Source organism: Mycobacterium sp. H4Y (assembly GCF_000364405.1).
GTDB classification, from domain to species: domain Bacteria; phylum Actinomycetota; class Actinomycetes; order Mycobacteriales; family Mycobacteriaceae; genus Mycobacterium; species Mycobacterium intracellulare.
On record NZ_AKIG01000001.1, the window covers coordinates 2,852,242 to 2,875,895 of the forward strand.

Sequence of the window (23,654 nt, forward strand, 5' to 3'; positions counted from 1 at the left end):
GCGAGCCCTATGCCCGGCCTGATGTCCCCCAGCCGGACAGCAACCGTGCCGCGCCCGTGCACATCTCGTCGATGACCTCGCGCACCGACGCGTCGTCGCGGATCATCCCGACGCCCTGACCGGCGTCCACGGGGGCGATCCGGCAGTCCCCGGCGGCGATCGCTGTGGCCAGCTCCTCGCAGGCGGCCGGGTCCAGCGCCTCTTCGTGACCGGTCCAGTGCTCGACGAACTCGTTGGCCAGCACCCGCGACGGGAATCGCGCCGGCCAGGGCAGCCCCTTGGCGACGTCGAAGACCCGGGTGACCGCGGTGTCGGTTTCGGTGGCGGCCACCAGGGCCCGGCGGCCGGCGTCGCCGGTCAGCGCCTCCGGACAGGCCGACAGGCGGGTCCCCACCCACGCGCCGCTGGCGCCGGCGGCCAGCACGGCGGCCAGGCTGCGCGCCGAGGCGACGCCGCCCGCGGCCAGCACCGGAACCGTGACGGCGTCCAGGACGGCGTCCAGCAGCGGCAGCAGCCCCAGCTTGACCTCGCCGTGCCCGCCGCCCTCCGACCCGCGGGCGACCAGGATGTCGACGCCGGCGTCGACGGCCCTGCGCGCCCCGTCGCTGTCGTAAACCTGTGTGACGGTGGGGATTCCGGCGTCATGCGCCTTGGCGACCCAGGACCAGTCGGTTCCGAAACTGACCGACAACAGGGCGGGCCGTGCGGCCAGCGCATCCTCGAGCAGCCCGGCCTCGTTGCGCATCACCCAATCGACCAGGCCGATGCCGAACCGGCCGTCGACGGCCCGCAGCTGCTCGGCCAGCAGCTCCCGGGTCGCGACGCTGCCCATGCCGACCATGCCCAGACCACCGGCCGCCGTGACCGCGGCGGCCAGGCGGCCGCCGGCGACCCCGCCCATCGGCGCGTTGACGATGGGCACCCGCAGACCGAAACTCGTTGCCCAGGGCGTCGAGAGCATCGGGGGCTAGTGTGCCGAGGGGATGGTCTTCAGCACGGTCAGCAGGACCACCGAATCCTCGATCGCGTGCAGGGCATGGCGTTCGGGCGGGATCGCAAGGTATTCGCCGGCCTTGCCCTCCCAGGCGTCGCCGCCGGTGGTCAGGCGCACGTGGCCGCGCAGCACCTGCAGGGTGGCCTCGCCGGGGCTGTCGTGTTCGGAGAGGTCGTGGTCGGCCAGCAGGGCCAGCACGGTCTGCCGAAGCTCGTGGCTGTGTCCGCCGTGGATCGTGTGCGCGGCCCGTCCGCTGTGGGACTGTTTGGCCTCGGCGAGCTTTTCGGATGCGAGGTCGGTCAACGAAACGGAATCCATTGTGAGTCCTTCGTAGTTGCAAGGCCTTTCACCGACGGCCTTGAGGGTTGGCAGTTAACCGCTCAGTAGGAGTATCCCCGCCGCGATCAGGCCGGCCACCTTGACCGCCTCGAGGGCGACGTAGCCGTAGTGGGCCCGGGAGCGCGGCCCGTCCGATCCGGACAGCACCCGGTCGGAACGGCGGGTCAATGCGGGCCGCACCGCGACCAGCTGCACGGCCAACGCGGCGACGGCGACGCCGACCGCCACGATGACGCCCGCCGGGGTGGGGCCCGCGATCACGATCGCCCCGATGACGAGCGCGAAGGCCACCTCGACGGTGTTGAGGGCGCGGAAGACCAGCCGGCCGATGCCGAGCCCGATCTGCAACGTCACGTTGGGCGCCCGGAACTTCAGCGGGGCTTCCAAAAACGAGATGGCCAGCACCATGCCGAGCCAGACGAAGGTGAGCGCGACGGCGATCGCGGTTCCGGTGGTCATTTGGCCGCCCCCTGCAGCGTCAGGTGAGCCAGACACAGGTCCGGCTCCACGAACGAGTCGAGCCGGTCCACCGAGACCGGTGCGCCCCAGGTTTCCACAGCTCCCTGCATGAGGCCGAGGTGCACCGGACACACGACGCTCGACCGGTTTTCGGCCAGCTCCAGGAACGGGCAGTGCCGCAGTCCGACTTGTTGCTCCCCGTCGACCACCCGGCGCTCGGGCGCGAAGCCGAGTTCGTCGAGCACCTCGATCAAACGGGCGATGACCTCCTCGGCGTTGGCGGGGGCGTCGGGCCGCGGATGCAGCTCGGCGTCCACCTTCCGCCCCCACGCCCGTCCCGCGGCCAGCGCCTTGGGCCCCGGGTCGCGCTCGGTGGCGAAGGCCATGGTCAAGATCTCGGCGAGCAGCCGGTAATGCCGCGTCCCGCCGCGATCCATCTGCCGGACCGCCCGGAACATCAGCGGTGGGCGGCCCGGGCCTTTGCGGTCCAGCTCGACGTGTTCCACCTGCCCGTCGGTGACCAGGCTGTCGAGGTGGAAGCGGACGGTGTTGGGGTGCACGCCCAGCTCGTCGGCGATCCCGGCGATGCTCATCGGCTCCGGGGAAGCCCGCAACAACCGCATCACCGCGCGGCGCCGACCGGCCGATTCGCCCGCGACCGAACGCTGAACCTCCGGGAATTTCTCCAACTGCCGGGCCTTCTGGGCTTTCTGCGTCTTCTGGGTTCTCTGGGTCTTCACCGGTCCCTCACGCTGCTCGTCCTTCAAGCCCCGTCCGAATGGGCGGCACTGGGCTGACCCGCCACCAGCGGTGTGTCGACGCCGAGCGGGCCGACCTTGGCCGCCCCGCCCGGGGACCCCAGGGGTTCGTCGCGGCCCGGCAGCGTCTCGGCGAAGAATGCCGCATTGTCGGCCAGGTGCGGCTGGAGGTCCTCGGGCAGGTCATCTTCGTAGTAAATCGCCTCCACCGGACAAACCGGCTCGCACGCGCCGCAGTCGACACACTCGTCTGGATGAATGTAGAGCGCGCGGCCGCCCTCGTAAATGCAATCCACGGGACACTCGTCGACGCAGGCGCGATCCATCACATCGACGCATGGCTTCCCGATCGCGTAAGTCATGGGCTACAGTTTACACAACATGTCTTGTAAAAATTGGGTTCGAGGCCTAAGAACGGTGAAGGCCGACGGTAGGCTCATCGACACCCCGCCCCCGGTGCGCCATGGGTACCACGAGCTGGCCCTGGCCTCACCGCAAGGCGCTGCGCGACAGGAGATCTGATGCCAGGACAACGAGCAGGTTCCGAACTTCCGCTGCCGGCCTCGCGCCGTGACGACAGCGCGGTCGCCGGCCATTGGCTGTTGGCGCGGCTCGGCAAGCGCGTGTTGCGCCCCGGCGGGGTCGAGCTGACCCGCACCCTGCTGTCGCGCGCGGAGCTGGGCGGCGCCGATGTGGTCGAGCTGGCGCCGGGCCTGGGCCGTACCGCCACCGAGATCGTGGCCCGCGGTCCGCGATCCTACGTCGGCGCCGAGGGCGACCCGGACGCGGCCAACATGGTCCGCGGCGTGCTTTCCGATCTCGGTGCGCAGAATGCCGCCGTGCGGGTGGCGGACGCGGCGGAGACCGGGTTGCCGGACGCCAGCAGCGATGTCGTCGTCGGAGAGGCGATGCTGACCATGCAGGGCGACGCGGCCAAACAGGCCATCGTCGCCGAGGCGGCCCGCGTGCTGCGGCCGGGGGGCCGCTACGCGATCCACGAACTCGCCCTCATCCCGGACACGGTGTCGGAGGAGATCAGCACCGAGATCCGGCAGGGGCTCGCGCGTTCGATCAAGGTGAACGCGCGGCCGCTGACGATCGCGGAGTGGTCGAAACTGCTCGCCGAGCACGGATTGGTGGTCGACAACGTCACCACCGCGCCGATGGCCCTGCTACAGCCCCGCCGGCTGGTCTCCGACGAGGGCCTGTTCGGGGCCCTGCGGTTCGCCAGGAACGTGCTCCTGCACCGCGATGCCCGCAAGCGGGTCCTGGCGATGCGCCGCACGTTCCGCAAGCACCGCAAGCAACTGGCCGCCGTCGCGATCGTCGCCCACAAGCCCGCGGCATCGGCCACCGGCTGACCGGCCCCGGAAGGCTTTGGGGACGGCCTGCGCCGTTCGGTGTTGCGCCGCTTCCGATATCGGGTCCCGAGTTTGGGCCCGTTCCGCAATCTCCGCGTGACGGTTTAGTGACGCCCCCTGACGTAACTTGGCTGCGGCAGTTGTGGGGAGAACGAAGGAGCTTGCCGAGCATGGGTGCTAGCCCACCGTCGCTGACGGATTCCGACCTCGACGCGTTGGCGTCGGATTTCCTGCAGTCGCATTACCTCGGCGCCATCTACGCCGATTGGTCACCCGACCGGCGGCTCGACATGTTCCTGAGGCGGCGCGGCCTCGCCAGGGTGGCCAACGACGGCGACCTGTCCCACAACGTCTTGCAACGCATCATGTCCCGGGCGGGCCGTGCCTCATTGGCGCGGCATTGACCGGCCTGCTCTTCTGCTGCAGAACCAGGTAGGCGACCGCGATGAACAAAAACCGCGAAAAAGTTCGAGTTTTGACGGCCGAAATGACAACCCACGCATTGGTACGGACGTACTATTGCGCTCTAACGCTGGACGTGCCGCCGGGGATGGATGAGTCGTTGAGGCTAGCGGGGAGGGGACGATGAATTCACCGAAATGGATGGTTCATTGGCCGCAGCGCAGGCCGACGGCCACGATCTACCAGTTGACCGACCGACTCCACCGCGGGCACGTCGCCCGGGTGCCCGCCCATCAGATCACGGCGACGGTGTCGGCGTGGCTGGCGGACCTCGGAGCCGACAGCCCGCTGGTCGACGAACTCGAGCGGGCCGTGTGCGGCGGCGACTGGGCGGCGGCGCACGCCCTGAGTGAGTGCTTGTCCATCGAGATCGCGGTGGCCGACTGAGAATCGCGACTCAGCGCTGAGCGAGTGCCCGCGCGGCGCGGCCGAGGCTGTCGTCGATCAGCCGGTCGACGGCGCCGAAGTAGGTCGGTGACGGGTCTTTGCCCACCAGCTCGGCGATCGCTTGCTGCTCACCCGAAACATCTGCGGCATCGAGGTTTTCGGCCATGCGCTGCGTGTGCACGGTCAGTCCGGTCAGCAACTCCGCGGTTTGGGATCCCGCGACCACGGTGCGCCGGCCCAGCGTGCGCAGGGTGTCCCATTCGGCGTGCCACGCCCCGTCGGGCCGTTCGTCGTCGGCCAGCGCCGCGGCGGTGTGCAAGGTCGCGGCAAGCGGCGGCGCCGACAGCGCGGCGCGGCGAATCAGGATGGACAGCACGGGGTTGCGCTTGTGCGGCATGGACGACGAGCCGCCCCGGTTGTCGGCCGTCGGCTCGCTGAGTTCGGCGATCTCGGGGCGGCCCAGCGTGACGATGTCGGAGGCGATGCGGCCCCAGCAGTCGGTGCAGCCGACGAACGCGTCGGCGGCGCCGGTGATCGGCGCGCGGGCCGTGTGCCAGGGCGCCCGCGGCGCCAGGCCCAATGCGGTTGCCGTGTCCGCGGCGACGCCGGCCGCCACCCCGGCCGGGTCGGAGCCGCCGGTGAGCAGCGCCGCCAACTCCGTGGTGGCGGCCAATGTGCCCGCGGCGCCACCGATTTGGGCGGGTGTGGTCAGCGCGGCCATCCGGTCGAAGGCGTCGACGACCCCGTTCAGCCAACCGGCGGCCTTGGCGCCGAAGGTGGTGGGTGCGGCGTGCTGGGTAAGGGTGCGGGCCACCATCGGCGCGGCCCGGTGCCGCGCGACGAGTTCGGACAGCGCCGAGATCTGCTTTCTCAGCTGCGTGATCAGGTCGTCGGCGACCGCGCGCGTGGCCAGCATCAGGCCGGTGTCCAGGACGTCCTGGCTGGTGAGTCCGCGGTGGATCCACGGCGCGACGGCCGGCTCCGCGCGCTCGCGCAGCAGCTTCACCAGGGGAATCACCGGGTTGCCGCCGTCTTCGGCGGAGGCCGCGAGCGCCTCGCAGTCGTCGTGCGTCACCAGATTCCGCAGCTCCACGCCGACGCACTCGGCGGCTGTCAGGCCGGCGCCCGCCAGCGCGCTCAGCCACGCGGACTCCACCGCGACCATCGAACCCAGCAGCGCCCCGTCGGTCATGTGCTCACCGGCTCGATGGTCTCCGGGCCACAGCAAATTCGTCATCGCGCGTCCGCCCGGTACGCCAGGAACACGGTCTCGGCCGGCCCCTGCAGGTGGATGTCGAAACGGTATGCGGCGCCGTCGTTTTCGGCCACACAGAGCAACGTTTCCAGACGCTCGGCGGGGATGGCGGCCAGCAGCGGATCGGCGTCCGGGTCGGCTCCGGGCAGGTAGGCCCGGGTGAACAACCGGTTCAACAGCCCCCGCGCGAACACGGTGAGCGCGAAGAACGGCGGGCGCCCGTCGATCACCGAACCCGGCGTCAGCGTGGTGAACGCGTAGCGCCCGGCGTCGTCGGTCGCGCAGCGGCCCCAGCCGGTGAACGACGGGATCGACGCGTGGCATCGGCGCAGCGAACCGGCCTGCCGCGCAATGCGTCCCGCGGTATCGGGCTGCCAGAGTTCGACCAGGGCGTCGGGGACCGCGGCGTCGCCGCCGTCGTACACCGTGCCGTGCAGCCGGATGGCCTGCGGGTGGCCGTCGTCGACCAGCTCGCTGTCACCGGGGTACGGCAATCCCAGGTCGAGGAAGGGTCCGACCGTTTGCCCTGGGGTGCAGGCAGTTTCAGTCATGCGCACCCTCGGTGGGTGTCTGCGCGCCGCCGGTCAGGACGATGTCCCACCGGTACCCGGTCGCGTACTCGGGCTGGGTCAGGTCGTGGTCGTAGCGGGCGATGAGCCGTTGCCGCGCGGCGGGATCGAGGATCGACTGGAAAATCGGATCCAGCTCGAACAGGGGGTCGCCCGGGAAGTACATCTGGGTGACCAGGCGCTGGGTGAAAGCCGTTCCGAAAACGGAGAAATGGATGTGCGCCGGGCGCCAGGCGTTGCGATGGTTGCGCCACGGGTAGGGGCCGGGCTTGACCGTCAGGAACCGATAGGAGCCGTCCGGCCCGGTCAGGCAGCGGCCGGCGTCGGTGAAGTTGGGGTCGAGCGGGGCCGGGTGCTGGTCGCGCTGGTGGCGGTAGCGCCCAGCGGCATTGGCTTGCCAGATCTCGACCAGCTGATCGGCCACCGGCCGGCCGCCTTCGTCGACGACGCGTCCGGTCACCGCGACGCGCTCCCCGATCGGCTCGCCCGGATGCCCGGCCGTCAGGTCGGCGTCGAGCGGGTCGACGTCCTGGTGGCCGAAGCACGGCGCCCAGAGCTCGACCCCCTCGGGATCGACCGCGACCAGGGGATGCTTGGGATGGCGCAGCGTCGTGCTGCGGTACGGCGGATAGTCCAGGAGCGGCTGACCGTGCGCCGGGCCTGCCCCGGCGCCGCCCGGGTATTGCGCTGCGATGCGGGCGATCTCCGCCGTGATGTCAGCCTGAGAAGCGACACACCCGGCGTCCATGAGCCGTGACGCTACTCTCGATGCTCCCCTACAGGGCGCGGATCAACGCCGCGCGCCCCTTGGTCCGCAGGCGGTGCACGGCCGAGCCGCGGTATTGCTCGATCGTGGCGGCCATCTTGTTGCCCAGCTCCTCGAGCTCCGCGTCGGTGATCTTCACCTGCGGAGGGGCCGGGATCATGTCGCGTTCCTCTTCGTCCGCGTGCGCCTCCAGCACGGTCTTGAACGAATTCCACTCGTCCTCATACCCCGGCGCGCTCTGCGGCGTCTTGAGCAACACGGAAAGCTGGTCGACGACCTGGCGGTGTTCGGCGTGGGCGACCGCGATCAGCTTGGTGGCCGCGCGCAGCGCCGGGTAGTACAGGTCGTCCTCGATCCGGAAGTGGATGTCGAGCTCGATCAGCATGTCGTCGAAAAGGGCATGGCGCTCTTCGGAATTCAGCGGTGCCTCGCTGACCTTGCGGCCGAGGCCCTTGAGCACGATGTGGTGTTCTTTGAGAACGTCGTAGGCGTTCAATTGGCTCCTCCTTTAGCGATTCCGACCGCGCCGCCGGGAGCGGGCTGCTGCTCACCGCGGACTTCGACCACTCCGTCGACCAACCGGGCCTCGTAGCACGGCAGCGGCGCTGCCGCCGGACCGCGCACCACTTCGCCGGATTCGGCGGCGAACCACGAGCCGTGCCAGGGGCACACCAACCGGCCGCGGTCCATCCAGCCGTCGGCCATCGGGGCGGCCAGGTGGGGGCAGAATTCTCCGTACGCCGCGACTTCACCGGGCTTGGTCTGACAGACCACCAGGCCCACACCGTCGACCTCGACGCGCACCGGTTTGCCGTTGAGCGAGCTCGCGGGCAGCACCGGCGTCCACGTGGAGGTGCGCAGCCGCGGACCGGACTGGTCGATGCCGATGCCGGAGTCGAAGACCAGCGCCCCACCGAGGTAGCTACCGGCGACGGTGATGCCGTAGCCCAGCGCGGTGAGCACGATGCCTCGCCCGTGGCGTCCCTTGCGACGGTCCCACCACGACTGCATGTACAGCGCGGTGGCGGCGACGTTCAGCAGGCCGTGCACCGCGCCGACGCGGCGGTCCTCCTCGTGGGTGTGCTGCCAGTCGGTGACGCCGGTGACGGCCGAGCCCAGGCTCGCCAGGATGCCGACCCCGAGGGCGCGGGAGGCGAATCGCGAGGCGTCGACGACCTCGGATGCGGGCTGGCCCGGCAGCACGCTGAGGACGTCCAGCGCCACCGTCGTGCCGAGCGCGCCGCTGGTCAGCGACGCCAACGGCGGGTGCACCGGGTGCCCAAGCCAGACCCCGTTGAGCGCGTTGGTGACGGTGTTGCGGGCGCCGCCGAGCCCGTTGTAGGCGAAGCTGAGCAGGTGTTCGAACCGATAGCTCGGCCGATCCATCCACTCCTGGCGCCCGATAGCGGCCAGAACCTTGGATCCGACCTGCTGCAATCGACCCCCGCGTGGCCGACCCACCATCGCACCCTGCCTTTCCTCAAATCAGTGGAAATAAGCGGTTAATAACCGCAAAACCGAACGATTACCGGCAGTTTACTCCGCGCTCACATACGCCGAACCGCTGCCGTGACCCACGGTAGCCGGGGGTTTCCGGGATGTAATTGCGTGCCACCTGTGAATCGGCCCCAAGGATTCTGCGGACAACCTGGCGACGCGGGCGCCCGGCGGTTGACCGGCGCCGAAGACTGCGGGATTCTTCTGAGCGGAGAGTATTTCTGTAGATCAGAGGGAGCCATGGCGCACCGGGACGGCGGATTGCTCGAAGTCTTCGAGAACGTGCGCCGCGGGATGATCCCCGCGCACATCTACAACGACTCCGAACTGTTCGCGCTGGAGAAGGAACGGCTGTTCGGCCGGGCGTGGATGTTCGTGGGGCACGAGTCCGAAATCCCGCACGACGGCGACTACGTGGTGCGCCGGGTGCTCGACGACTCGTTCATCATCACCCGGGATTCCGCCGGCGAGGTGCGGGCCCTGTTCAATATGTGCCTGCATCGCGGGATGCAGGTCTGTCGCGCGGAGATGGGAAACGCCTCCAACTTCCGCTGCCCGTACCACGGCTGGACCTACCGCAACGACGGACGGCTCACCGGGCTGCCGTTCCACCGGGAGGCCTACGGCGGCGACGAGGGGTTCGCCAAGGACCAAACCCTGTTGCCCGCACCGAATTTCGCGAGCTACAACGGCCTGCTGTTCATCAGCCTGGATCCGAATGCCGAACCGCTGGAGGACTTCCTGGGCGACTTCAGGTTCTACCTGGACTACTACACCAAGCAGAGCGCCGGCGGCGTCGAGGTGCGGGGGCCGCAGCGCTGGCGGATCAAAGCGAACTGGAAGATCGGCGCGGAAAACTTCGCCGGCGACATGTACCACACCCCACACACCCACGCGTCGATCGTCGAGATCGGCCTGTTCCGCGAGCCGAAAGCCCAGAAGCGCAAGGACGGCGCCACCTACTGGGCGCACCGCGGCGGGGGCACCACCTACAAACTGCCCCCCGGCAGCTTCGAGGAGCGGATGCGCTACGTCGGCTACCCCGCCGAGATGATCGGCCGCATCAAGGACGTGTGGACCCCGCAACAGCAGCGGGTCGTCGGTGAGGACGGGTTCATGATCTCCGCGGCGACCTGCTTTCCGAACCTGAGTTTCGTGCACAACTGGCCCAAGGTCCGCGATCGCGATGACGAGGTGTTGCCGTTCATCTCGATCCGGTTGTGGCAACCCATCAGCGAGAACGAGACCGAGGTGTGTTCGTGGTTCGCCGTGGACTCCAACGCTCCCCCGCAGTACAAACAGGATTCGTACAAGGCGTACCTGATGTGCTTCGGGTCGACGGGCATGTTCGAACAGGACGACGTGGAGAACTGGGTGTCGCTGACCACCACCGCGGGCGGTTCGATGGCGCGACGGCTGCTGCTGAACAGCCGCATGGGCCTGCTCGCCGACGACCGCTCAGTCGTCGAGCCGTTGGCGCCCAACGCTTTTCACGGACCCGGACGCGCGCAGGTCGGCTACAACGAGCACAACCAGCGGGCGCTTTTGACCATGTGGGCCGACTACCTCCAGGGGGCCGGCACATGAGAAAGCCCCTGCCCTTCAGCGACGCTCGACACCTCGAGGCGCACCAGTTCCTGGTGGACGAGGCGTACCTGCTCGACGCCCAACGGTATGAGGCGTGGCTGGACACGCTGACCGACGACGTCCGCTACACCATGCCGGTGCGGGTCACCGCCGCGCGCGGCGCCGGATTCGACGCGTCACGGTTTCCCGAGCCCGGCATGGCCCATTTCGATGAGGACAAGTACTCCCTGACCCAGCGGGTCGCGCGGATGGGCACCGAGCACGTGTGGGCCGAGGACCCGCCGTCGCGGCTGCGGCACTTCATCACCAACGTGCGCACCTTCGAGTGCGACGATTCCGAGGACGTGGTCGTCGAATCGGCCGAGCTGCTGTTCCGCAGCCGCGGCGACGTCAACGAGGCCGCCCTGCTGTCCTGCGGGCGCGAGGACCTCCTGCGCCGGTGTGGCGATCGCTTCAAGCTGGCGCGGCGCACCATCCTCGCCGACGAGTCGGTGCTACGGATGCAGAACCTGGCGGTGTTCCTATGAGCGACGAACCCATCACGATCGCCAACGAATTCACCGAGGTCGTGGTGCGCCGGATCGACACCCGCAACGGGTCACGCCTGCTGATCAGCGCCCCCAGGTCCGGGGAGTCGATCACCCTCGACGCGCTCGAGGTCGAGGCCCTGACCTGGCAGAACCCCCGTACTCTAGCTGCCATGGTCGGCAACTCCCACGCGCCGCTGCTGCCCGACGATCCCGAGGAGCGCGATGACGGGCTGGCTTGAGGGCAAGCGCGCGCTGGTCGTCGGCGCGGGTTCGGGAATCGGGCGCGCCGTCCTCGACGCGTTTCGCGCCGAGGGCGCGAAAGTCGCCGCGCTGGAACGCGTTCCGGAGAAGTGCGCCGCGCTGCGCGCGCAGCTGCCCGACGTACCGGTGACCGAGGGCGACGCGACCGCCTACGACGCCAACGAACGGGCCGTCACCGCCGCGGTGGAGGCCTTCGGCGGGCTGGACACGCTGGTCAACTGTGTCGGAATCTTCGACTTCTACCGGGGCATCGGCGACATCGACCCGCCCGACCTGCCCGGCGCGTTCGACGAGATGTTTCGCACCAACGTGCTCAGCCACATGCAGTCGGTCAAGGCGGCGATCCCCGCGCTTCGGCACGCGGGAGGGGCCTCGATCGTGCTGACCGAGTCCGCCTCGTCGTTCTACCCGGGACGCGGCGGCGCGCTGTACGTCTCCTCGAAATTCGCGGTGCGCGGCCTGGTTTCGGCGCTGGCCCACGAGTTGGCGCCGGGGATCCGGGTCAACGGGGTGGCGCCCGGCGGCACGCTGAACACCGATCTGCGCGGCCTCGCCAGCCTGGGGCTGGGCGACACCCGGCTGGACGACAGACCCGGCCGGGCCCGCGAGGTGGCGGACCGCACTCCCCTGCACGTCGCGCTCACCGGCGAAGACCACGCGTTCAGTTATGTGTTCCTGGCGTCCGACCGCTCCCGCGGGATCACCGGCGAAACCGTGCGTCCCGACGGCGGATTCGGCCTCGGCGCAACGAAACCCGACCCGAAAGGGACCGAACCATGACCGACCGGCTGGAGCGGCAGCGAACCCTGGTCGCGCAGGGGTGCCGCGTCGCGGCCGCCCGCGGCCTGGTCGACGGCATCCTCGGCCACCTGAGCCAGCGGGTCGACGACGAGCGCCTGCTGGTGCGCTGCCGCAGCGACGCCGACGACGGGGTGGCGTTCACCCGGCCCAGCGACATCCGGCTGGTCCGATTCGACGGCAGCCCCGGCGCCCCAGGCGAACTCGACGGGTACCGGGTGCCCAACGAACTGCCCATCCACGTCGAGACCATGCTCGCCGACCCGCGCCACACGGCCGTCGCGCACCTGCACCCGCCGGCGGTGGTCGCCGCCGATTTGGCCGGCATCACGATCCGGCCCATCTACGGCGCCTACGACATTCCCGGCGCCTGGCTGGCGCGCGGCGGTGTCCCCGTCTACGAACGCGCCGTGCTGATCCGAGATTCGCGGCTGGGCAAGGAGATGGTGGCGGCCATGCGCGGTGCGCCCGTGGTGATCTGCCGCGGACACGGAATCACCAGCGCCGCGGCCACGGTGCCGCAGGCGGTGCTGCAGGCGATCAGCCTCGACGCGCTGGCCCGCATGGCGTTGCGAGTGCGCGCCGCCGGCGGCACGCCGCGCGACATCGACGACGCGGACTGGGAGGACCTGCCGGATCTGGGGCCCGCGCTCACCGCCGAGGCGGCCTGGCGCCACGAAGTGGCGCGACTCCCGTCGGGGCCCGCATCGTCGCCGGCCTAGCTAGCCGAGCAGATCGCCAATCTCCTTGGCGGCGTTGACAAGTGCGGCGGCTACCGCCGGATACCGGGAGGGGTCCAGCCGGTGTTGCGGCGCGGCGGCGTTGAGCGCGAGCCGCAGGCCGGGCGCCCGGGCCGGGATGGGCACGGCGACCGAGGCGACGCCCTCCTCGCTCTCCTCCCGGTTGGTGGCGTAGCCGCGTTCGCGGATGCCGGACAGCTCGGCTTCCAGCTCGACGCGGCTGGCGATCGAATGCGCGGTGATGCGCTCGAGCCGCTCGCGCGGCAGCAGCGCACGCAATTCCGGTGGCGACAACTGGGCCAGCATCACCTTGCCCGTCGAGGTGCAGTGCGCGGGCATCGTGCGGCCCAGCCGGGACGCCACCCGCACCGCGGCCGGCCCCTCGACGGCGGCCACGAAGCGGACGCTGGCGCCGTCCAGCATTCCGACGTGCACGGTCTCGCGCAGCTGTTCGCTGAGGCCGCGCAGGACGGGCGCGGCGGATCGCGCGATGTCGACGCGGCCGAAGATCGCGAACGCCACCCCGGTCAATGACGGGCCGGGCAGGTACGCCTTGGACACCGGGTCCTGCCGGACGAAGCCGCGGTAGGCCAGCATCGCCAGCAACCGGTGCGCGGTCGACGACGCCACACCCAGATAGCGGGTCGCCTCGCTCAACCGGATCTGGGGTTGTTCGCCCAGCAGCAACAACAGCTTGAGCGCATTGTCGACCGACTCGATCGGATACTGCGGCGCAAGCGAATCGGCGGGCGCCGCCGCGGCGACATCCCGTGCGGCGCGCTCGCGCTTGGGTGGCATGGCTCAACGGTAACCAGTCGGCGCCGGACGCAGGAGGGTTTCGTCCCGTGGGCCCGGGCGCCGCAAGCGAATTGAAACGCGCACCTTGGGGCGCGGATCGGCGGCCGGTCAGGCATCCTTGACGCATGAATGTGGAGCCCTTGCTGCACTCGATCCCGCCGCTCGCGGTCTACGTGGTGGTCGGCGGTGTGGTCGGGATCGAGAGCCTGGGCATCCCGCTGCCGGGCGAGATCGTGTTGGTGACCGCGGCCCTGATGTCGTCGCATCACGACCTGGCCGTCAATCCGATCGGGGTCGGCGCCGCCGCGGTGATCGGCGCGGTGATCGGAGATTCGATCGGGTACGCGATCGGGCGCCGCTTCGGCATGCCGCTCTTCGACCGGCTCGGCCGGCGATTCCCCAAGCATTTCGGTCCCGGACACGTCGCGCTCGCCGAGAAGCTGTTCAACCGGTGGGGCGCGCGGGCCGTCTTCCTGGGTCGGTTCATCGCGCTGTTGCGGATTCTGGCCGGGCCGCTGGCGGGTGCGTTGAAGATGCACTATCCGCGGTTCCTGGCGGCCAACGTCTCGGGCGCCATCTGCTGGGCGGGCGGCACGACCGCGCTGGTGTACTTCGCCGGCATCGCGGCCGAACGCTGGCTGGAGCGGTTCTCCTGGATCGGGCTGGTGGTCGCCGTGGTGGCCGGTCTCACCGCGGCAATCCTGTTGCGCGAGCGCACATCACGGGCGATTGCCGAATTGGAGGCCGAGCATCACCGCAAGACCGCGGAGGCCGCCACGCAAGCCGACACGGTCTGACTAAACGGCCTCGCCGGTGTCGGCCACCAGCGGCGGCCGGTGTTCGTCGATCAGGGCGCGGGCCATCCGGCGCGCGCGCTTGGCCGCGTCGAGGTCCCCGACGGCGGCGAGGATGATGGCGCCCTTCATCAGGATGTGCCACGACGAGGCGAAGTCTTCGATGTCGGTCAACCCCGCCGCGATCGCGCGGCTGCGCACGATGTCGCGGACGTGGTCGATGTGGGTGATGCAGGCCCGTCCGGCCGGATGGTCCGGCCCGACTTCAAGCAGCACGTTGATGAACGAGCAGCCTTCGTATCCGTCACGGAGCTGGAACCAGTCGTGCATGACGTCGAAGATCGCCAGCAACTGTTCCTCGGGGGTGGTACCGCGCTGCCGCGACTGCTCCTCGATCAAACCGTGCGTCCAGAGCTCCTCCCGGCGCTGCAGCACGGCCAGCACCAGGTCGGTCTTGGTGGCGAAATGGCGGTACAGCGTCGCCCTGGCGACACCGGCCCGCGCGATCACCTCGTCGGTGCCCACGGCGCGGATGCCGCGGCGGCTGAACAGCTCATATGCCGCGGTCAGCACGCGTTCACGCGCCGACGCGGCAGGCGTCCCGACATCGGAGGTTGTCATACGGGCCTTACCGTACTCTTAGCCCCGGACCCGTAGACAGACCGCCCTGTCTCGTTATACAAATGAGATTCGCATCCGCGAACAGTCTGTCTTCAGACAATAGGACGGGCATCCTCGCGGCGTCTCGGACGCCGGTCGATCAGGGGGTCCATCATGAACTCAGCCATTGCGGAACAATTGCCCACCACTCACCTCATGCTGAGCACCAAGCTGGTGTATGAGCTGGGCGATCCGCACAGCACGCTACGGGCGACCGCCGATCGTTGCGGCCCGGCGGTGCTGATCTACGCGGGGGGCGAGATCGACGCGTGCAACGAGCACACCTGGCGCCACCTGGTCAGCGAGGCGGCCGGCGTCGTCACCGCGCCCGGCCCGTTCGTCGTCGACGTCACCGGGCTCGAGTTCATGGGCTGCTGCGCGTTCGCGGTGCTCGCCGACGAGGCGAAGCGCTGCCAGAAACGCGGCATCGATCTGCGGCTGGTGAGCTGCGAGCCGATCGTCGCCCGCATCATCGACGCGTGCGGGCTCGGCGGCGTGCTGCCCATCTACCCCACCGTCGACTCCGCGTTGTCCGCGGCCGCGCGCTGGTAACCACACGGCACTGCTCGGCCGTAATCGGCTGAATGAGCGGCCATCCCACCGTCGGCGCGGAGGAAGAGTTTCTCCTCGTCGACCCGCGAACCGGTGAGCCGTCCCCGCGCAACGCCGCCGTGGCGGCCGAGGCCGAGCGGCACGGCGTCGCGCTGCAGCTGGAACTGAGCAGCTGCCAGGTGGAAACCACATCCGACGTGGCGGCGAGCGCCGCCGAGCTCGGTGAGGAACTGCGCCGGCTGCGACGCGCCGCGGCGCAGGCCGCGCAATCCGTCGGCGTCCAGCTGCTGGCCTGCGGGCTTCCGCCGGCCACCCCGCATGCGTTCCCGGTCACCGACACGCCGCGCTACCGGCGGATCGGCGACGAGTTCGGGATGATCGCCCACGAGCAGGGCATCTGCGGATGCCACGTGCATGTGCAGGTGCCCGACCGTGCCGCGGCCATCCATGTCAGCAACTGGCTGCGGCCGTGGCTGCCGTCATTGCTTGCGCTGTCGGCCAATTCGCGGGTGTACCGCAACGCCGACAGCGGCTACGCGAGCTGGCGCAGCGTGCTGTGGCGGCGCTGGCCGGCCGCGGGTGCGCCGCCGTTTTTCGCCTCGCCCGGCGAATACGACGAAGCGGTACGCATGCTGGTCGACACCGGGGTGATCCTCGACAAGGACATGGTCTATTGGGACGTGCGCCCTTCGGCGGAGTTCCCGACGGTGGAGGTGCGCGTGGCCGACGTGCCCGCCACGGTCGACGAGACCGTGCTGCTGGCAACGTTGATCAGGGCCGCCGTGATGACGGCGCTCGACTCACCCGACGACGCCCGCCGGCTACCGCCCGGCGCGCTGCGCGCGGCGTATTGGAAGGCCGCGCACGACGGATTGTCCGGGCATACACTCGATCTGATCCACGGCCGCGGGGCGGTGCCGGCGCGTGAGCAACTGGGAACGCTCGTGCAACGGGTCCGCCCGGCGCTCAAGTCACTGGGGGAATACCGGCACGTCGTCCATGAACTCGACCGCGTCGCGACGCTAGGCAATGGGGCGATGCGGCAGCTGCGGGCGTGGCGCCGACGCGGCGAGGTGGCGGACGTCATCGCCGAAGCCGCAGCGGCCACGCTGAGTTGAGTCTCGTTGCCGCACAACACTTCTCGTCAGGCCACCGCGAGCAGCCGATACAGCCCGATCAGGCCCACGACCACGATGATGGCGCGCAGCGCGTTGCCCGATAGCCGGCGTCCGTAACGCGCCCCGAGCAGGCCACCGACCAGCGAGCCCGCCGCGATCAGCCCGGCGGCCGGCCAGCTGATCCGGTCGAACGCCGCGGCCGTATAGGCAACGGCGGCAACCACATTCACCACCAGGGCCAGGAGGTTTTTGGCGGCGTTCATGCGTTGCACCGACTCCGGCAGCAAGGCCCCCATCAGCCCGACCAGCAAAATGCCTTGGGCGGCGGTGAAATAGCCGCCGTAGACGCCGACGGCGAAGGTGCCCAGCACCAGCGTCGCCATCCGCCCCGGCGGGACGTGCTCGGGTGAGCGGCCCGCCTGCGCGGCGCGCCGGCCGGTCCACGCCTGGATCCGCGGCCCGATCACCACCAGCGCCAGCGCCAGCACCAGCAGCACGGGCACGATCTCGGCGAACACCTTCTCGGGCAGATGCAACAGCAGATAGGCGCCCAGCGTCGCGCCGGCCAGCGAAGCCGGCAGCTGCCAGCGCAACCGATCCCACTGACCGCGCAACTCGGCGCGATAGCCCCAGGTCGCCGACACGCTGCCGGCGACCAGGCCCGTCGCGTTCGACATGGTGGCCGTCACGGGTGGAAAGCCGAGCGCAACCAGCGTCGGGAAGGTGATCAGGGTGCCGGAGCCGACCAGCGCGTTGATCGCCCCGGCCGCCAGTCCGGCCAGGCATATGAGGAACATCTGAAATGGCGACACCGAAGAAAAACCTTAGCCTGCCGCCGATTTCGTCGCATGTTCAGGCGGGCGGGGCTTCGGCGCCGCGCTCGACCCCGGTGCGCAGCTTGACCGACGCCGAATAGGCCAGCGTCCGGAAATGCAGGACCGGATCGTCGGAGGGTTCGATGCCGTCGGTCACCCGCATCGGGTCGAACACCACGATGTCGCCGCCGTGTTCGCGCTCGGTGTCCAGACCGGTGATCTGCAGGGAGCCGACGGTGACGATCTGGGTGCTCTGCCAGGCCGACGACGGGTCCACCGTGGAGTCGGTGGGCCCGGCGATCTGCACCCGGAAGTCGAACCGCACCGGTCCACCGTCCAGCCGCGTCGCCAGCTCGTCGGTGAGGAAGTCCGGATCCTTGCCGTGGGCGTCCGACACCGACAGGTACTCCTCGGCAGCGATCGGAACCAGGTGGTAGCGAACGAATCTGGCGCTGCCGTCGGTGGCGACCCAGCGGAACGCGTGCAGGCCGTGGTATTCGGTGGTGGCATAGCTCGCAGGGATCCGGTTGGCCTCCCGCAGGATGGGCAACGCGCCGAGCAGCCGCGGGTGGGTGAGCAGGTGCTTGCCCATGCGCAGCGGCGTCATCAGGCCGGGCCGCATCGCCTTGAGCAGATCGATGAAGCCGTCCGGCGTGCTGGAGACGAAGAGCCGGGCGGTCTGCGTCGAGACGTCGGTGGTGGAGCCGTCGGGCAGGGTGAACTTCACCGCCATCCCACGCACGCCGGGCCGGCCGTCGCGCTGCTTGGGGTTGCCCGATCCGTTGGAGAACCGGATCAGCGCCGGGACCGGCGAGCCGTCGAGATGGCTTGCGCGCGAGAGCATTACCGCGTCGCGGGCCGCGGTGAACGTGCCCCGGTACAGGGTGCCCTTCGCATGCAACGCGCGGCAGCCCGGCTGAGCGCCGCCGGCGCCCCGGATCGCCTCGATCGCTTGGTCAGGGGTTAATCCACCGCTCATGGACGAATCTTAGTGGCATTTGAATCGCAGTGGTATCAGCTGGGAAAGCCGAAGAGTTCGACGACACCGTGGTCGCGACCGGCGGTGTAGCCGCCGTCGACGGCGAGGGCCTGACCGCTGACGAAGGAGGCGTCGGGCGACAGCAGGAAGGCGGCCATGGCCGCGATCTCCTCGGGCTGTCCAAGCCGCTGCAGCGCGTGCTCCTTGGTGATGGAGGCGAGCGGGCCCTCCATCCCGGGAATGCTGAACACGCTGTGCGCCATCGGGGTTTCGATGAAGCCGGGACAGATGACGTTCGCCCGGATGCCGCTCGGGCCGTAGTCGAGGGCGATGTTCTTGGTGAGCAGCACGACGCCGCCCTTGGCCGCGTTGTAGGAGCTGCCGCCCGCGGTGCCCTCCAGGCCCTCGACGCTGGCGACGGTCACGATCGAGCCCCGCTCACCCTCGGCGCGGGGTTGGTCGATCATCCTGGCCAGGGCCGCCTTGGCGACCAGGAAGGTGCCGGTGAGGTTGATCCCGATCACCCGGTCCCATTCGGCGCGCTCCAGCAGGTGCACCGGGCCTCCCCCGGCGACACCGGCGGCGTGGAAGAGGCCGTCGAGGCGGCCCGGCACGGCGTCCAGCACCGCGGAGATCGCGGCCTCGTCGGTCACGTCGGCGGGCACGAACGTGAACCGCGGGCCCAGGTCATCCGGCGGTGCCGCCAGGTCGGCGCCGACGACGGTGCCGCCCTCGGCCAACAACCGTCGCGCGGTGGCCAGCCCGATTCCGGAGGCGGCGCCGGTCACGACGAAGGTGCGGGAGCGGGCGCGATCGGGGTTCACCATGTCGGATCCTCCTCGGGGGCGGGTCGGGCGGCCCCGTCATGGTGACACACCGGCCCGGGATCAGTTCGCGGATACCGGATTTGCGATAGCCGCGCTGGATCGACTCATAGCGAGCCCATCTTGGACATCGGCCCTGGCGCCGGAGGACGATAGGACCGCGCTCGAATCCGCGCCGCCCAGAGAGTGAGGAACAACGATGTCATCGACTCAGCCGCAGGCGTTCTTTTCCACCGCCCTCGGGGCGCTTGGCGCGGTGGTGGCCGCGGTGTTCGTCCTGGCCGGCCCCCACGCATCCGTCGGGATTGCGCTGGCCTCCGACGAGGCGATCGCCATCGCGCAGGGCGTCTCGGTCACCCCCGCACCCGGCTGGACACTGGGAAACCGCGGCCCCAACTGGGTGGCGCTGAACAACGCCGACACCAGCGCGCAGATGCGGATCACCGTCAAACACGCCGGCGGCACCGACGCCGCCGCGGTTCTGCAAGCCGACATCGACCAGTACGTGAGCGGCGCATCGGCCATCTTGGCCGGTGTGAACCGATTGACCGCTCCCGACGTCACGCCGCTGCAGGGGCCCAACTTTCAGCAGCAAGCGTCGGTCAACTACACGGCCAACGTGGTGAACCCGCAGGGCACGATTCCGGTGATCGGCACGTTCACCGAGCTGCTGAACACGTCGAACGGGCGCTCGGCATTCATCGACTTCCGCCAAGGCGGCAGCGCGACCACCCAAGCCGCGGGCGACGGCGGAATGATGGTCGGCTCCATGGAATGACGCCCCGCCGTCGGGCACGGCGCAGCGATCCCGTATTACCGAGTGGAACACATCGAACGCGGAGGGGTTCATGCCACAAACCGACACGGCGGAGACGCTCGCCGGGATCGTCGAACGACACGCCCTACAGCGGCCCGAGGCGATCGCGATCCGCTACGGCGAGCGCCAGTGGTCGTGGGCCGAGTGGAGCTCGCGGATCCGTCGCGCCGCGGGGGCGCTGCGCGACGCCGGGATAGAGCGGGGCCAGTGCGTGGCGTTCCTGGACAAGAACCATCCCGCCTGCCTCGAGGTGCTGATCGCCGGGGCCTCCGTCGGCGTGGTCACCACCGTCGTCAACTGGCGGGTGATCGGCGACGAGCTCGTCCACGTGCTCGCCGACAGCGGGGCCCGCGTGCTGCTGGTCGGCGCCGAGCTGCGCACCGCCGCCGAGGCGGCCGCCGAGCGGGTACCCGGCCTGGAACGCATCATCGAGGTCGGCGAGGAGTACGAATCGTTGCTCGCCGCGGCGTCACCGGCCGAGGCCGACGCGGGGCTCGACCCGAACGAGACCGCGTTGGTGATCTACAGCTCGGGCACCACCGGACGGCCCAAGGGCGTGCTGCTCAGCCAGCGCGCGCTGGTCAACCACGCGGCGAACCTCGCGCCGGCGTTCCCGTTCGCCGACGGGGACGCGAACCTGGTCGCCATGCCGTTGTTCCATGTGGGCGGGATAGGCTACGCGCTGTTCGGGATCCGTTCGGGCGCACCGACTTTCCTGACCCGCGAACCCGACGCCGCGACGCTGATCGGCGCGGTGCGCGCCGGCGCCACCCACGCGTTCTTCGTGCCGCCGGTGATCGCCCGGTTCCTGCAGGCGGGTGAGGCGGCGACCGCCGCCATCGCCGGCCTGCGCTACATCGTCTACGGGGCGGCGCCGATGCCGCTGCCGTTGCTGCATCGGGCGCTGTCGACATGGCCGGACACGAAATTCGTGCAGGTGTACGGACAGACCGAGCTGTGCGGCGCGGTCACGGCCCTGTCCGACGCCGACCACCGTGATTCGGCGCGCCCCGAATTGCAGCTCTCGGCCGGAAAGGCGGTGCTGGGCTGCGAGATTCGCATCGTCGACCCCGAGACGGGCGCCTCGTTGCCGCCCGGGGAGTCCGGTGAGGTGTGGGTGCGCAGCAACCAGAACATGACCGGGTACCTCAACCGCCCGGAGGCGACCGCCGAGACGATCACCGCCGACGACTGGGTGCGCACCGGCGACGTCGGGCGCCTCGACGCCGACGACTACGTCTACATCGAGGACCGGCTGAAGGACATGATCATCACCGGCGGTGAGAACGTGTACGGCCCCGAGGTGGAAAGCGTGCTCATCGAGCATCCCGCCGTGGCCGATGCCGCGGTGATCGGGGTGCCCGACGACTTCTGGGGAGAATCGGTCAAGGCGATCGTGGTGGCCGACGGCGAGGCCGAACCCGCCGGCATCATCGAATTCTGCCGCCAGCATCTGGCGGGCTTCAAATGCCCACGCACCGTGGATTTCGTGTCGGAGCTCCCCCGCAATGCGAGCGGAAAGATCCTCAAAACGCAGCTGCGGGAACCGTTTTGGCGAGACCGGTCCCGCGGAATATGAGCGGCCGTGTGGACGCGCAGCGGCGTGACTGCGCGATCAGTGTGCTGGGCGGTCCGACGACGGTGATCGACATCGCGGGCCGCAGGATCGTGATGGACCCGACCTTCGACCCGCCCGGGGTGCACGCCTACCTGACCAAGCTGACCGGTCCCGCGGTGAACGCCGACGCCCTGGGCGCGGTGGATGCGGTGTTGGTCAGCCACGACCAGCATCCCGACAACTTCGACGACGATGGCCGACGCATGGCGCTGGCCGCGCCGCTGCTGCTCACCCATCCCGGGGCGGCCGCCCGGCTGGGCCCGCCCGCGGTCGGGTTGGCGCCCTGGGACTCCCACGAGCTTGGCGGCGGGACCGGATCGCTTACCGCGCAAGCGGTTCCCGCCGTGCACGGCCCCGCCGACGGGCAACGGGACGACGGCGGCCACGTCAACTGCGAGGTGACCGGCTTTGTGCTATCGGGGCCCGGGCTGCCGACGGTGTACCTCAGCGGCGACAACGCCTCGATGAGCGCGGTCAAGGACGTCGCCGATCGGGTCGGGCAGGTCGACATCGCGGTGCTGTTCGCCGGGGCGGCGAGCGTGCCCACCAAGGAGCGCGGGCGGCCGTTGACGCTGACCGCGGCGCGCGCGGCCGCCGCCGCCGAGGTGCTCGGCGCCAAGGCGGTGATCCCGGCTCACGTCGACGGCTGGGCCCACTTCAGCGAGGGCCTCGACGAATTCGTCGCCGCGTTCGATCAGGCCGGCATCAGCAGCCTGCTGAAGGTTGCGCCCCACGGGGAATGGATCGAGTTATAGGCGTCCCTCGACGCGCAGTTCCGGATGCACCCAGTCGGGCGAGCGGCGTTCCTTGAACGAGCGGAAGCCCTCGATGGCCTCGGCGTCGGACAGGCTGGAGGTCATGCCGATGCGGTCATACAGGCCGAGGTAACTGTCGATGCTGGACTTGATGACGCCGCGGGCGCGCGGCGCGGTCCGACAGCATTGCGCGAGTAGGTCTTTCGCCGCGTCCAGCAGGCCCTCGTGCGGCACCACCCGGGTGACCAGGCCCCAGTCGAGGGCTTCGACCGCGGTCAGCACCCGTCCGGTGAACATGAGGTCGCGGGTGCGCACCGGCCCGATGACGCGGGTGAGCATCTGGCTGTAGTAGGTGTCGGCGTAGCCGCGGAACAACTCGGGCACCCGGAAGGTCGCCCGATCGCTCACCACCGACAGGTCGCTGCACAGCGCGATCTGGAATCCGCCGCCCTGGCAGAGTCCGTTGACCGCGGAGACGATGGGCTTGGCCGAAGTGCGCACCGCGTCGAACGGCGTCACGTCCATGCCCAGCGCGGAACCGAAGGTGATCCAGTTGTCCTCGCCTCCCCCGCCGCCCATGTCGCCGCCGGGCGCGAAGACATCGCCGGTTCCGGTGAGCACCAGCCCGGCCAGATCCGGGTCCTCGTTGAGACGTCCTACGGCATAACGGATTCCGAAGTACATCGCCGGGCTCAGGGCGTTGCGCGCGTCGGGGCGGTCGATGGTGCACACCGCGATCGGTCCCTGGCGCTCGAAGCGCAGATAGGGCGTGCCCAGCCAGTCTCCCTCGGGAGGGCGGGGCGCTGTCGGGGGATTCTGAGGCACGGGGCTCCTCTCGGGTCGGCGCCGCTACTGTAGCTCTTACAGTATCCGCGGGGCCGGGCGCCACCCCGATTGCGGGTTCAGGGCCGGCCGCGGCTCCCGGTGCTCGTGTGCTGGCGTTCGAGCTCGCGCAGGCGGCGCGCTTCCCTCGTCAGCCACGCCAGCCCCGCCGCGGCCGTCAGCAACGACACCGCCGCGGCGGCGACTCCGGCGCCAACCCGGCCGTCAGCGAAGCACGCGAGACAGATTGCCAACGCCACGACTCCGGCCCCCCCAGAAGCACACCCGGGGCTTTGGCGGGATTTTTCAGGGCTTGGCCAACCCGCGGGCGGCTGGACC

At 69.9% G+C, this 23,654-nt stretch carries 30 protein-coding genes; 14 read left to right on the plus strand and 16 right to left on the minus strand.

What is annotated here, in order from left to right:
* Positions 1-7 precede the first annotated feature (7 nt).
* The 5 genes from W7U_RS12340 to fdxA all read right to left on the minus strand — a co-directional run bounded on the left by W7U_RS12340 (position 8) and on the right by fdxA (position 2,912).
* A complete protein-coding gene (locus tag W7U_RS12340; protein ID WP_036429037.1) occupies positions 8-961 on the minus strand; it encodes a nitronate monooxygenase in 954 nt (317 codons plus the stop codon).
* Between the two features lie 6 nt (positions 962-967).
* Positions 968-1,312, minus strand: a complete 345-nt coding sequence (locus W7U_RS12345) for a cupin domain-containing protein (RefSeq protein WP_008258344.1) — start codon at positions 1,310-1,312, stop codon at positions 968-970.
* A gap of 54 nt (positions 1,313-1,366) precedes the next feature.
* Positions 1,367-1,792 (minus strand): hypothetical protein, encoded by a 426-nt coding sequence (locus W7U_RS12350; RefSeq protein ID WP_008258345.1) that lies wholly within the window; start codon positions 1,790-1,792, stop codon positions 1,367-1,369.
* Positions 1,789-2,481, minus strand: a complete 693-nt coding sequence (locus W7U_RS12355; RefSeq protein ID WP_170320602.1) for a helix-turn-helix domain-containing protein — start codon at positions 2,479-2,481, stop codon at positions 1,789-1,791. The genes W7U_RS12350 and W7U_RS12355 overlap by 4 nt, the downstream gene beginning before the upstream one ends.
* Positions 2,482-2,555: 74 nt before the next feature.
* Positions 2,556-2,912, minus strand: coding sequence for a ferredoxin (gene fdxA / locus W7U_RS12360; RefSeq protein WP_008258347.1), 357 nt, complete (start codon positions 2,910-2,912; stop codon positions 2,556-2,558).
* A gap of 159 nt (positions 2,913-3,071) precedes the next feature.
* On the opposite strand from fdxA, the gene W7U_RS12365 reads away from it, so the two are divergent.
* From W7U_RS12365 to W7U_RS12375, 3 genes are all read left to right on the plus strand, one after another.
* Positions 3,072-3,911 carry a class I SAM-dependent methyltransferase gene (locus tag W7U_RS12365; protein ID WP_008258348.1) on the plus strand — a complete coding sequence of 280 codons (840 nt, stop codon included), beginning with the start codon at positions 3,072-3,074 and terminating at the stop codon, positions 3,909-3,911.
* Between the two features lie 191 nt (positions 3,912-4,102).
* Positions 4,103-4,315 carry a hypothetical protein gene (locus W7U_RS12370; RefSeq protein WP_026071309.1) on the plus strand — a complete coding sequence of 71 codons (213 nt, stop codon included), beginning with the start codon at positions 4,103-4,105 and terminating at the stop codon, positions 4,313-4,315.
* A gap of 181 nt (positions 4,316-4,496) precedes the next feature.
* Positions 4,497-4,760 (plus strand): hypothetical protein, encoded by a 264-nt coding sequence (locus W7U_RS12375; protein WP_009952620.1) that lies wholly within the window; start codon positions 4,497-4,499, stop codon positions 4,758-4,760.
* Positions 4,761-4,770: 10 nt separating this feature from the next.
* Here the strand turns inward: W7U_RS12375 and W7U_RS12380 are convergent, their stop codons facing one another.
* The 5 genes from W7U_RS12380 to W7U_RS12400 are packed head-to-tail and all read right to left on the minus strand — an operon-like array spanning position 4,771 to position 8,814.
* On the minus strand, positions 4,771-5,997 hold the full coding sequence (locus tag W7U_RS12380; RefSeq protein WP_036429040.1) for a lyase family protein: 1,227 nt from the start codon (positions 5,995-5,997) through the stop codon (positions 4,771-4,773).
* Entirely contained in the window at positions 5,994-6,566 is a 573-nt protein-coding gene (gene pcaG, locus W7U_RS12385; RefSeq protein WP_051070689.1) for a protocatechuate 3,4-dioxygenase subunit alpha, read from the minus strand. Before pcaG ends, W7U_RS12380 begins: the two co-directional genes overlap by 4 nt.
* A complete protein-coding gene (gene pcaH / locus W7U_RS12390; protein WP_008258353.1) occupies positions 6,559-7,332 on the minus strand; it encodes a protocatechuate 3,4-dioxygenase subunit beta in 774 nt (257 codons plus the stop codon). Before pcaH ends, pcaG begins: the two co-directional genes overlap by 8 nt.
* Positions 7,333-7,360: 28 nt before the next feature.
* Positions 7,361-7,846 carry a hemerythrin domain-containing protein gene (locus W7U_RS12395; RefSeq protein ID WP_008258355.1) on the minus strand — a complete coding sequence of 162 codons (486 nt, stop codon included), beginning with the start codon at positions 7,844-7,846 and terminating at the stop codon, positions 7,361-7,363.
* The gene (locus W7U_RS12400) at positions 7,843-8,814 is read right to left on the minus strand and encodes a Rieske 2Fe-2S domain-containing protein (RefSeq protein ID WP_008258366.1); all 972 of its coding nucleotides are present in this window, start codon (positions 8,812-8,814) and stop codon (positions 7,843-7,845) included. The genes W7U_RS12395 and W7U_RS12400 overlap by 4 nt, the downstream gene beginning before the upstream one ends.
* 273 nt (positions 8,815-9,087) lie before the next feature.
* Here W7U_RS12400 and W7U_RS12405 point away from each other — a divergent pair, with 273 nt between their 5' ends.
* From W7U_RS12405 to W7U_RS12425, 5 genes are read left to right on the plus strand one after another with little or no spacing between them, the layout of a single operon-like run.
* Entirely contained in the window at positions 9,088-10,434 is a 1,347-nt protein-coding gene (locus W7U_RS12405; RefSeq protein ID WP_008258368.1) for an aromatic-ring-hydroxylating dioxygenase subunit alpha, read from the plus strand.
* Positions 10,431-10,961, plus strand: coding sequence for a 3-phenylpropionate/cinnamic acid dioxygenase subunit beta (locus W7U_RS12410; RefSeq protein WP_008258369.1), 531 nt, complete (start codon positions 10,431-10,433; stop codon positions 10,959-10,961). Before W7U_RS12405 ends, W7U_RS12410 begins: the two co-directional genes overlap by 4 nt.
* On the plus strand, positions 10,958-11,203 hold the full coding sequence (locus tag W7U_RS12415; RefSeq protein WP_008258372.1) for a hypothetical protein: 246 nt from the start codon (positions 10,958-10,960) through the stop codon (positions 11,201-11,203). Before W7U_RS12410 ends, W7U_RS12415 begins: the two co-directional genes overlap by 4 nt.
* The gene (hcaB, locus tag W7U_RS12420; RefSeq protein ID WP_008258374.1) at positions 11,187-12,005 is read left to right on the plus strand and encodes a 3-(cis-5,6-dihydroxycyclohexa-1,3-dien-1-yl)propanoate dehydrogenase; all 819 of its coding nucleotides are present in this window, start codon (positions 11,187-11,189) and stop codon (positions 12,003-12,005) included. The genes W7U_RS12415 and hcaB overlap by 17 nt, the downstream gene beginning before the upstream one ends.
* Positions 12,002-12,745, plus strand: a complete 744-nt coding sequence (locus W7U_RS12425) for a class II aldolase/adducin family protein (RefSeq protein WP_008258376.1) — start codon at positions 12,002-12,004, stop codon at positions 12,743-12,745. The genes hcaB and W7U_RS12425 overlap by 4 nt, the downstream gene beginning before the upstream one ends.
* On the opposite strand, the gene W7U_RS12430 is transcribed toward W7U_RS12425, so the two are convergent.
* On the minus strand, positions 12,746-13,561 hold the full coding sequence (locus W7U_RS12430; protein WP_008258378.1) for an IclR family transcriptional regulator: 816 nt from the start codon (positions 13,559-13,561) through the stop codon (positions 12,746-12,748).
* Between the two features lie 125 nt (positions 13,562-13,686).
* Between W7U_RS12430 and W7U_RS12435 the strand changes: the two genes are divergently transcribed.
* A complete protein-coding gene (locus W7U_RS12435) occupies positions 13,687-14,358 on the plus strand; it encodes a DedA family protein (protein WP_008258381.1) in 672 nt (223 codons plus the stop codon).
* Here the strand turns inward: W7U_RS12435 and W7U_RS12440 are convergent, their stop codons facing one another.
* Entirely contained in the window at positions 14,359-14,976 is a 618-nt protein-coding gene (locus W7U_RS12440) for a TetR/AcrR family transcriptional regulator (protein WP_008258383.1), read from the minus strand.
* Between the two features lie 153 nt (positions 14,977-15,129).
* Here W7U_RS12440 and W7U_RS12445 point away from each other — a divergent pair, with 153 nt between their 5' ends.
* Positions 15,130-15,567: an anti-sigma factor antagonist gene (locus tag W7U_RS12445; RefSeq protein ID WP_009952641.1), complete on the plus strand. Its 438-nt coding sequence runs from the start codon at positions 15,130-15,132 to the stop codon at positions 15,565-15,567.
* A gap of 32 nt (positions 15,568-15,599) precedes the next feature.
* Positions 15,600-16,685, plus strand: a complete 1,086-nt coding sequence (locus W7U_RS12450; RefSeq protein WP_008258387.1) for a glutamate--cysteine ligase — start codon at positions 15,600-15,602, stop codon at positions 16,683-16,685.
* 26 nt (positions 16,686-16,711) lie between these two features.
* Here W7U_RS12450 and W7U_RS12455 read toward each other — a convergent pair whose 3' ends face one another.
* Genes W7U_RS12455 through W7U_RS12465 form a run of 3 tightly spaced genes read right to left on the minus strand, consistent with a single transcriptional unit; the run spans position 16,712 to position 19,306 of the window.
* Positions 16,712-17,482 (minus strand): sulfite exporter TauE/SafE family protein, encoded by a 771-nt coding sequence (locus tag W7U_RS12455; protein WP_036429043.1) that lies wholly within the window; start codon positions 17,480-17,482, stop codon positions 16,712-16,714.
* Positions 17,483-17,537: 55 nt separating this feature from the next.
* Positions 17,538-18,479 carry a catalase family peroxidase gene (locus W7U_RS12460; RefSeq protein WP_008258396.1) on the minus strand — a complete coding sequence of 314 codons (942 nt, stop codon included), beginning with the start codon at positions 18,477-18,479 and terminating at the stop codon, positions 17,538-17,540.
* 35 nt (positions 18,480-18,514) lie between these two features.
* Positions 18,515-19,306, minus strand: a complete 792-nt coding sequence (locus W7U_RS12465) for an SDR family NAD(P)-dependent oxidoreductase (protein ID WP_008258398.1) — start codon at positions 19,304-19,306, stop codon at positions 18,515-18,517.
* A 196-nt stretch (positions 19,307-19,502) separates the two neighbouring features.
* Here W7U_RS12465 and W7U_RS12470 point away from each other — a divergent pair, with 196 nt between their 5' ends.
* The 3 genes from W7U_RS12470 (at position 19,503) to W7U_RS12480 (ending at position 22,493) form a co-directional block, all read left to right on the plus strand.
* A complete protein-coding gene (locus tag W7U_RS12470; RefSeq protein ID WP_008258400.1) occupies positions 19,503-20,081 on the plus strand; it encodes a hypothetical protein in 579 nt (192 codons plus the stop codon).
* 70 nt (positions 20,082-20,151) lie between these two features.
* Positions 20,152-21,699 (plus strand): AMP-binding protein, encoded by a 1,548-nt coding sequence (locus W7U_RS12475; RefSeq protein WP_008258402.1) that lies wholly within the window; start codon positions 20,152-20,154, stop codon positions 21,697-21,699.
* A gap of 8 nt (positions 21,700-21,707) precedes the next feature.
* Complete coding sequence (locus W7U_RS12480) at positions 21,708-22,493, plus strand: MBL fold metallo-hydrolase (protein ID WP_008258404.1); 786 nt, start codon at positions 21,708-21,710, stop codon at positions 22,491-22,493.
* Here the strand turns inward: W7U_RS12480 and W7U_RS12485 are convergent.
* The gene (locus W7U_RS12485) at positions 22,488-23,318 is read right to left on the minus strand and encodes an enoyl-CoA hydratase/isomerase family protein (RefSeq protein WP_008258406.1); all 831 of its coding nucleotides are present in this window, start codon (positions 23,316-23,318) and stop codon (positions 22,488-22,490) included. The genes W7U_RS12480 and W7U_RS12485 overlap by 6 nt on opposite strands.
* Positions 23,319-23,654: the final 336 nt, after the last annotated feature.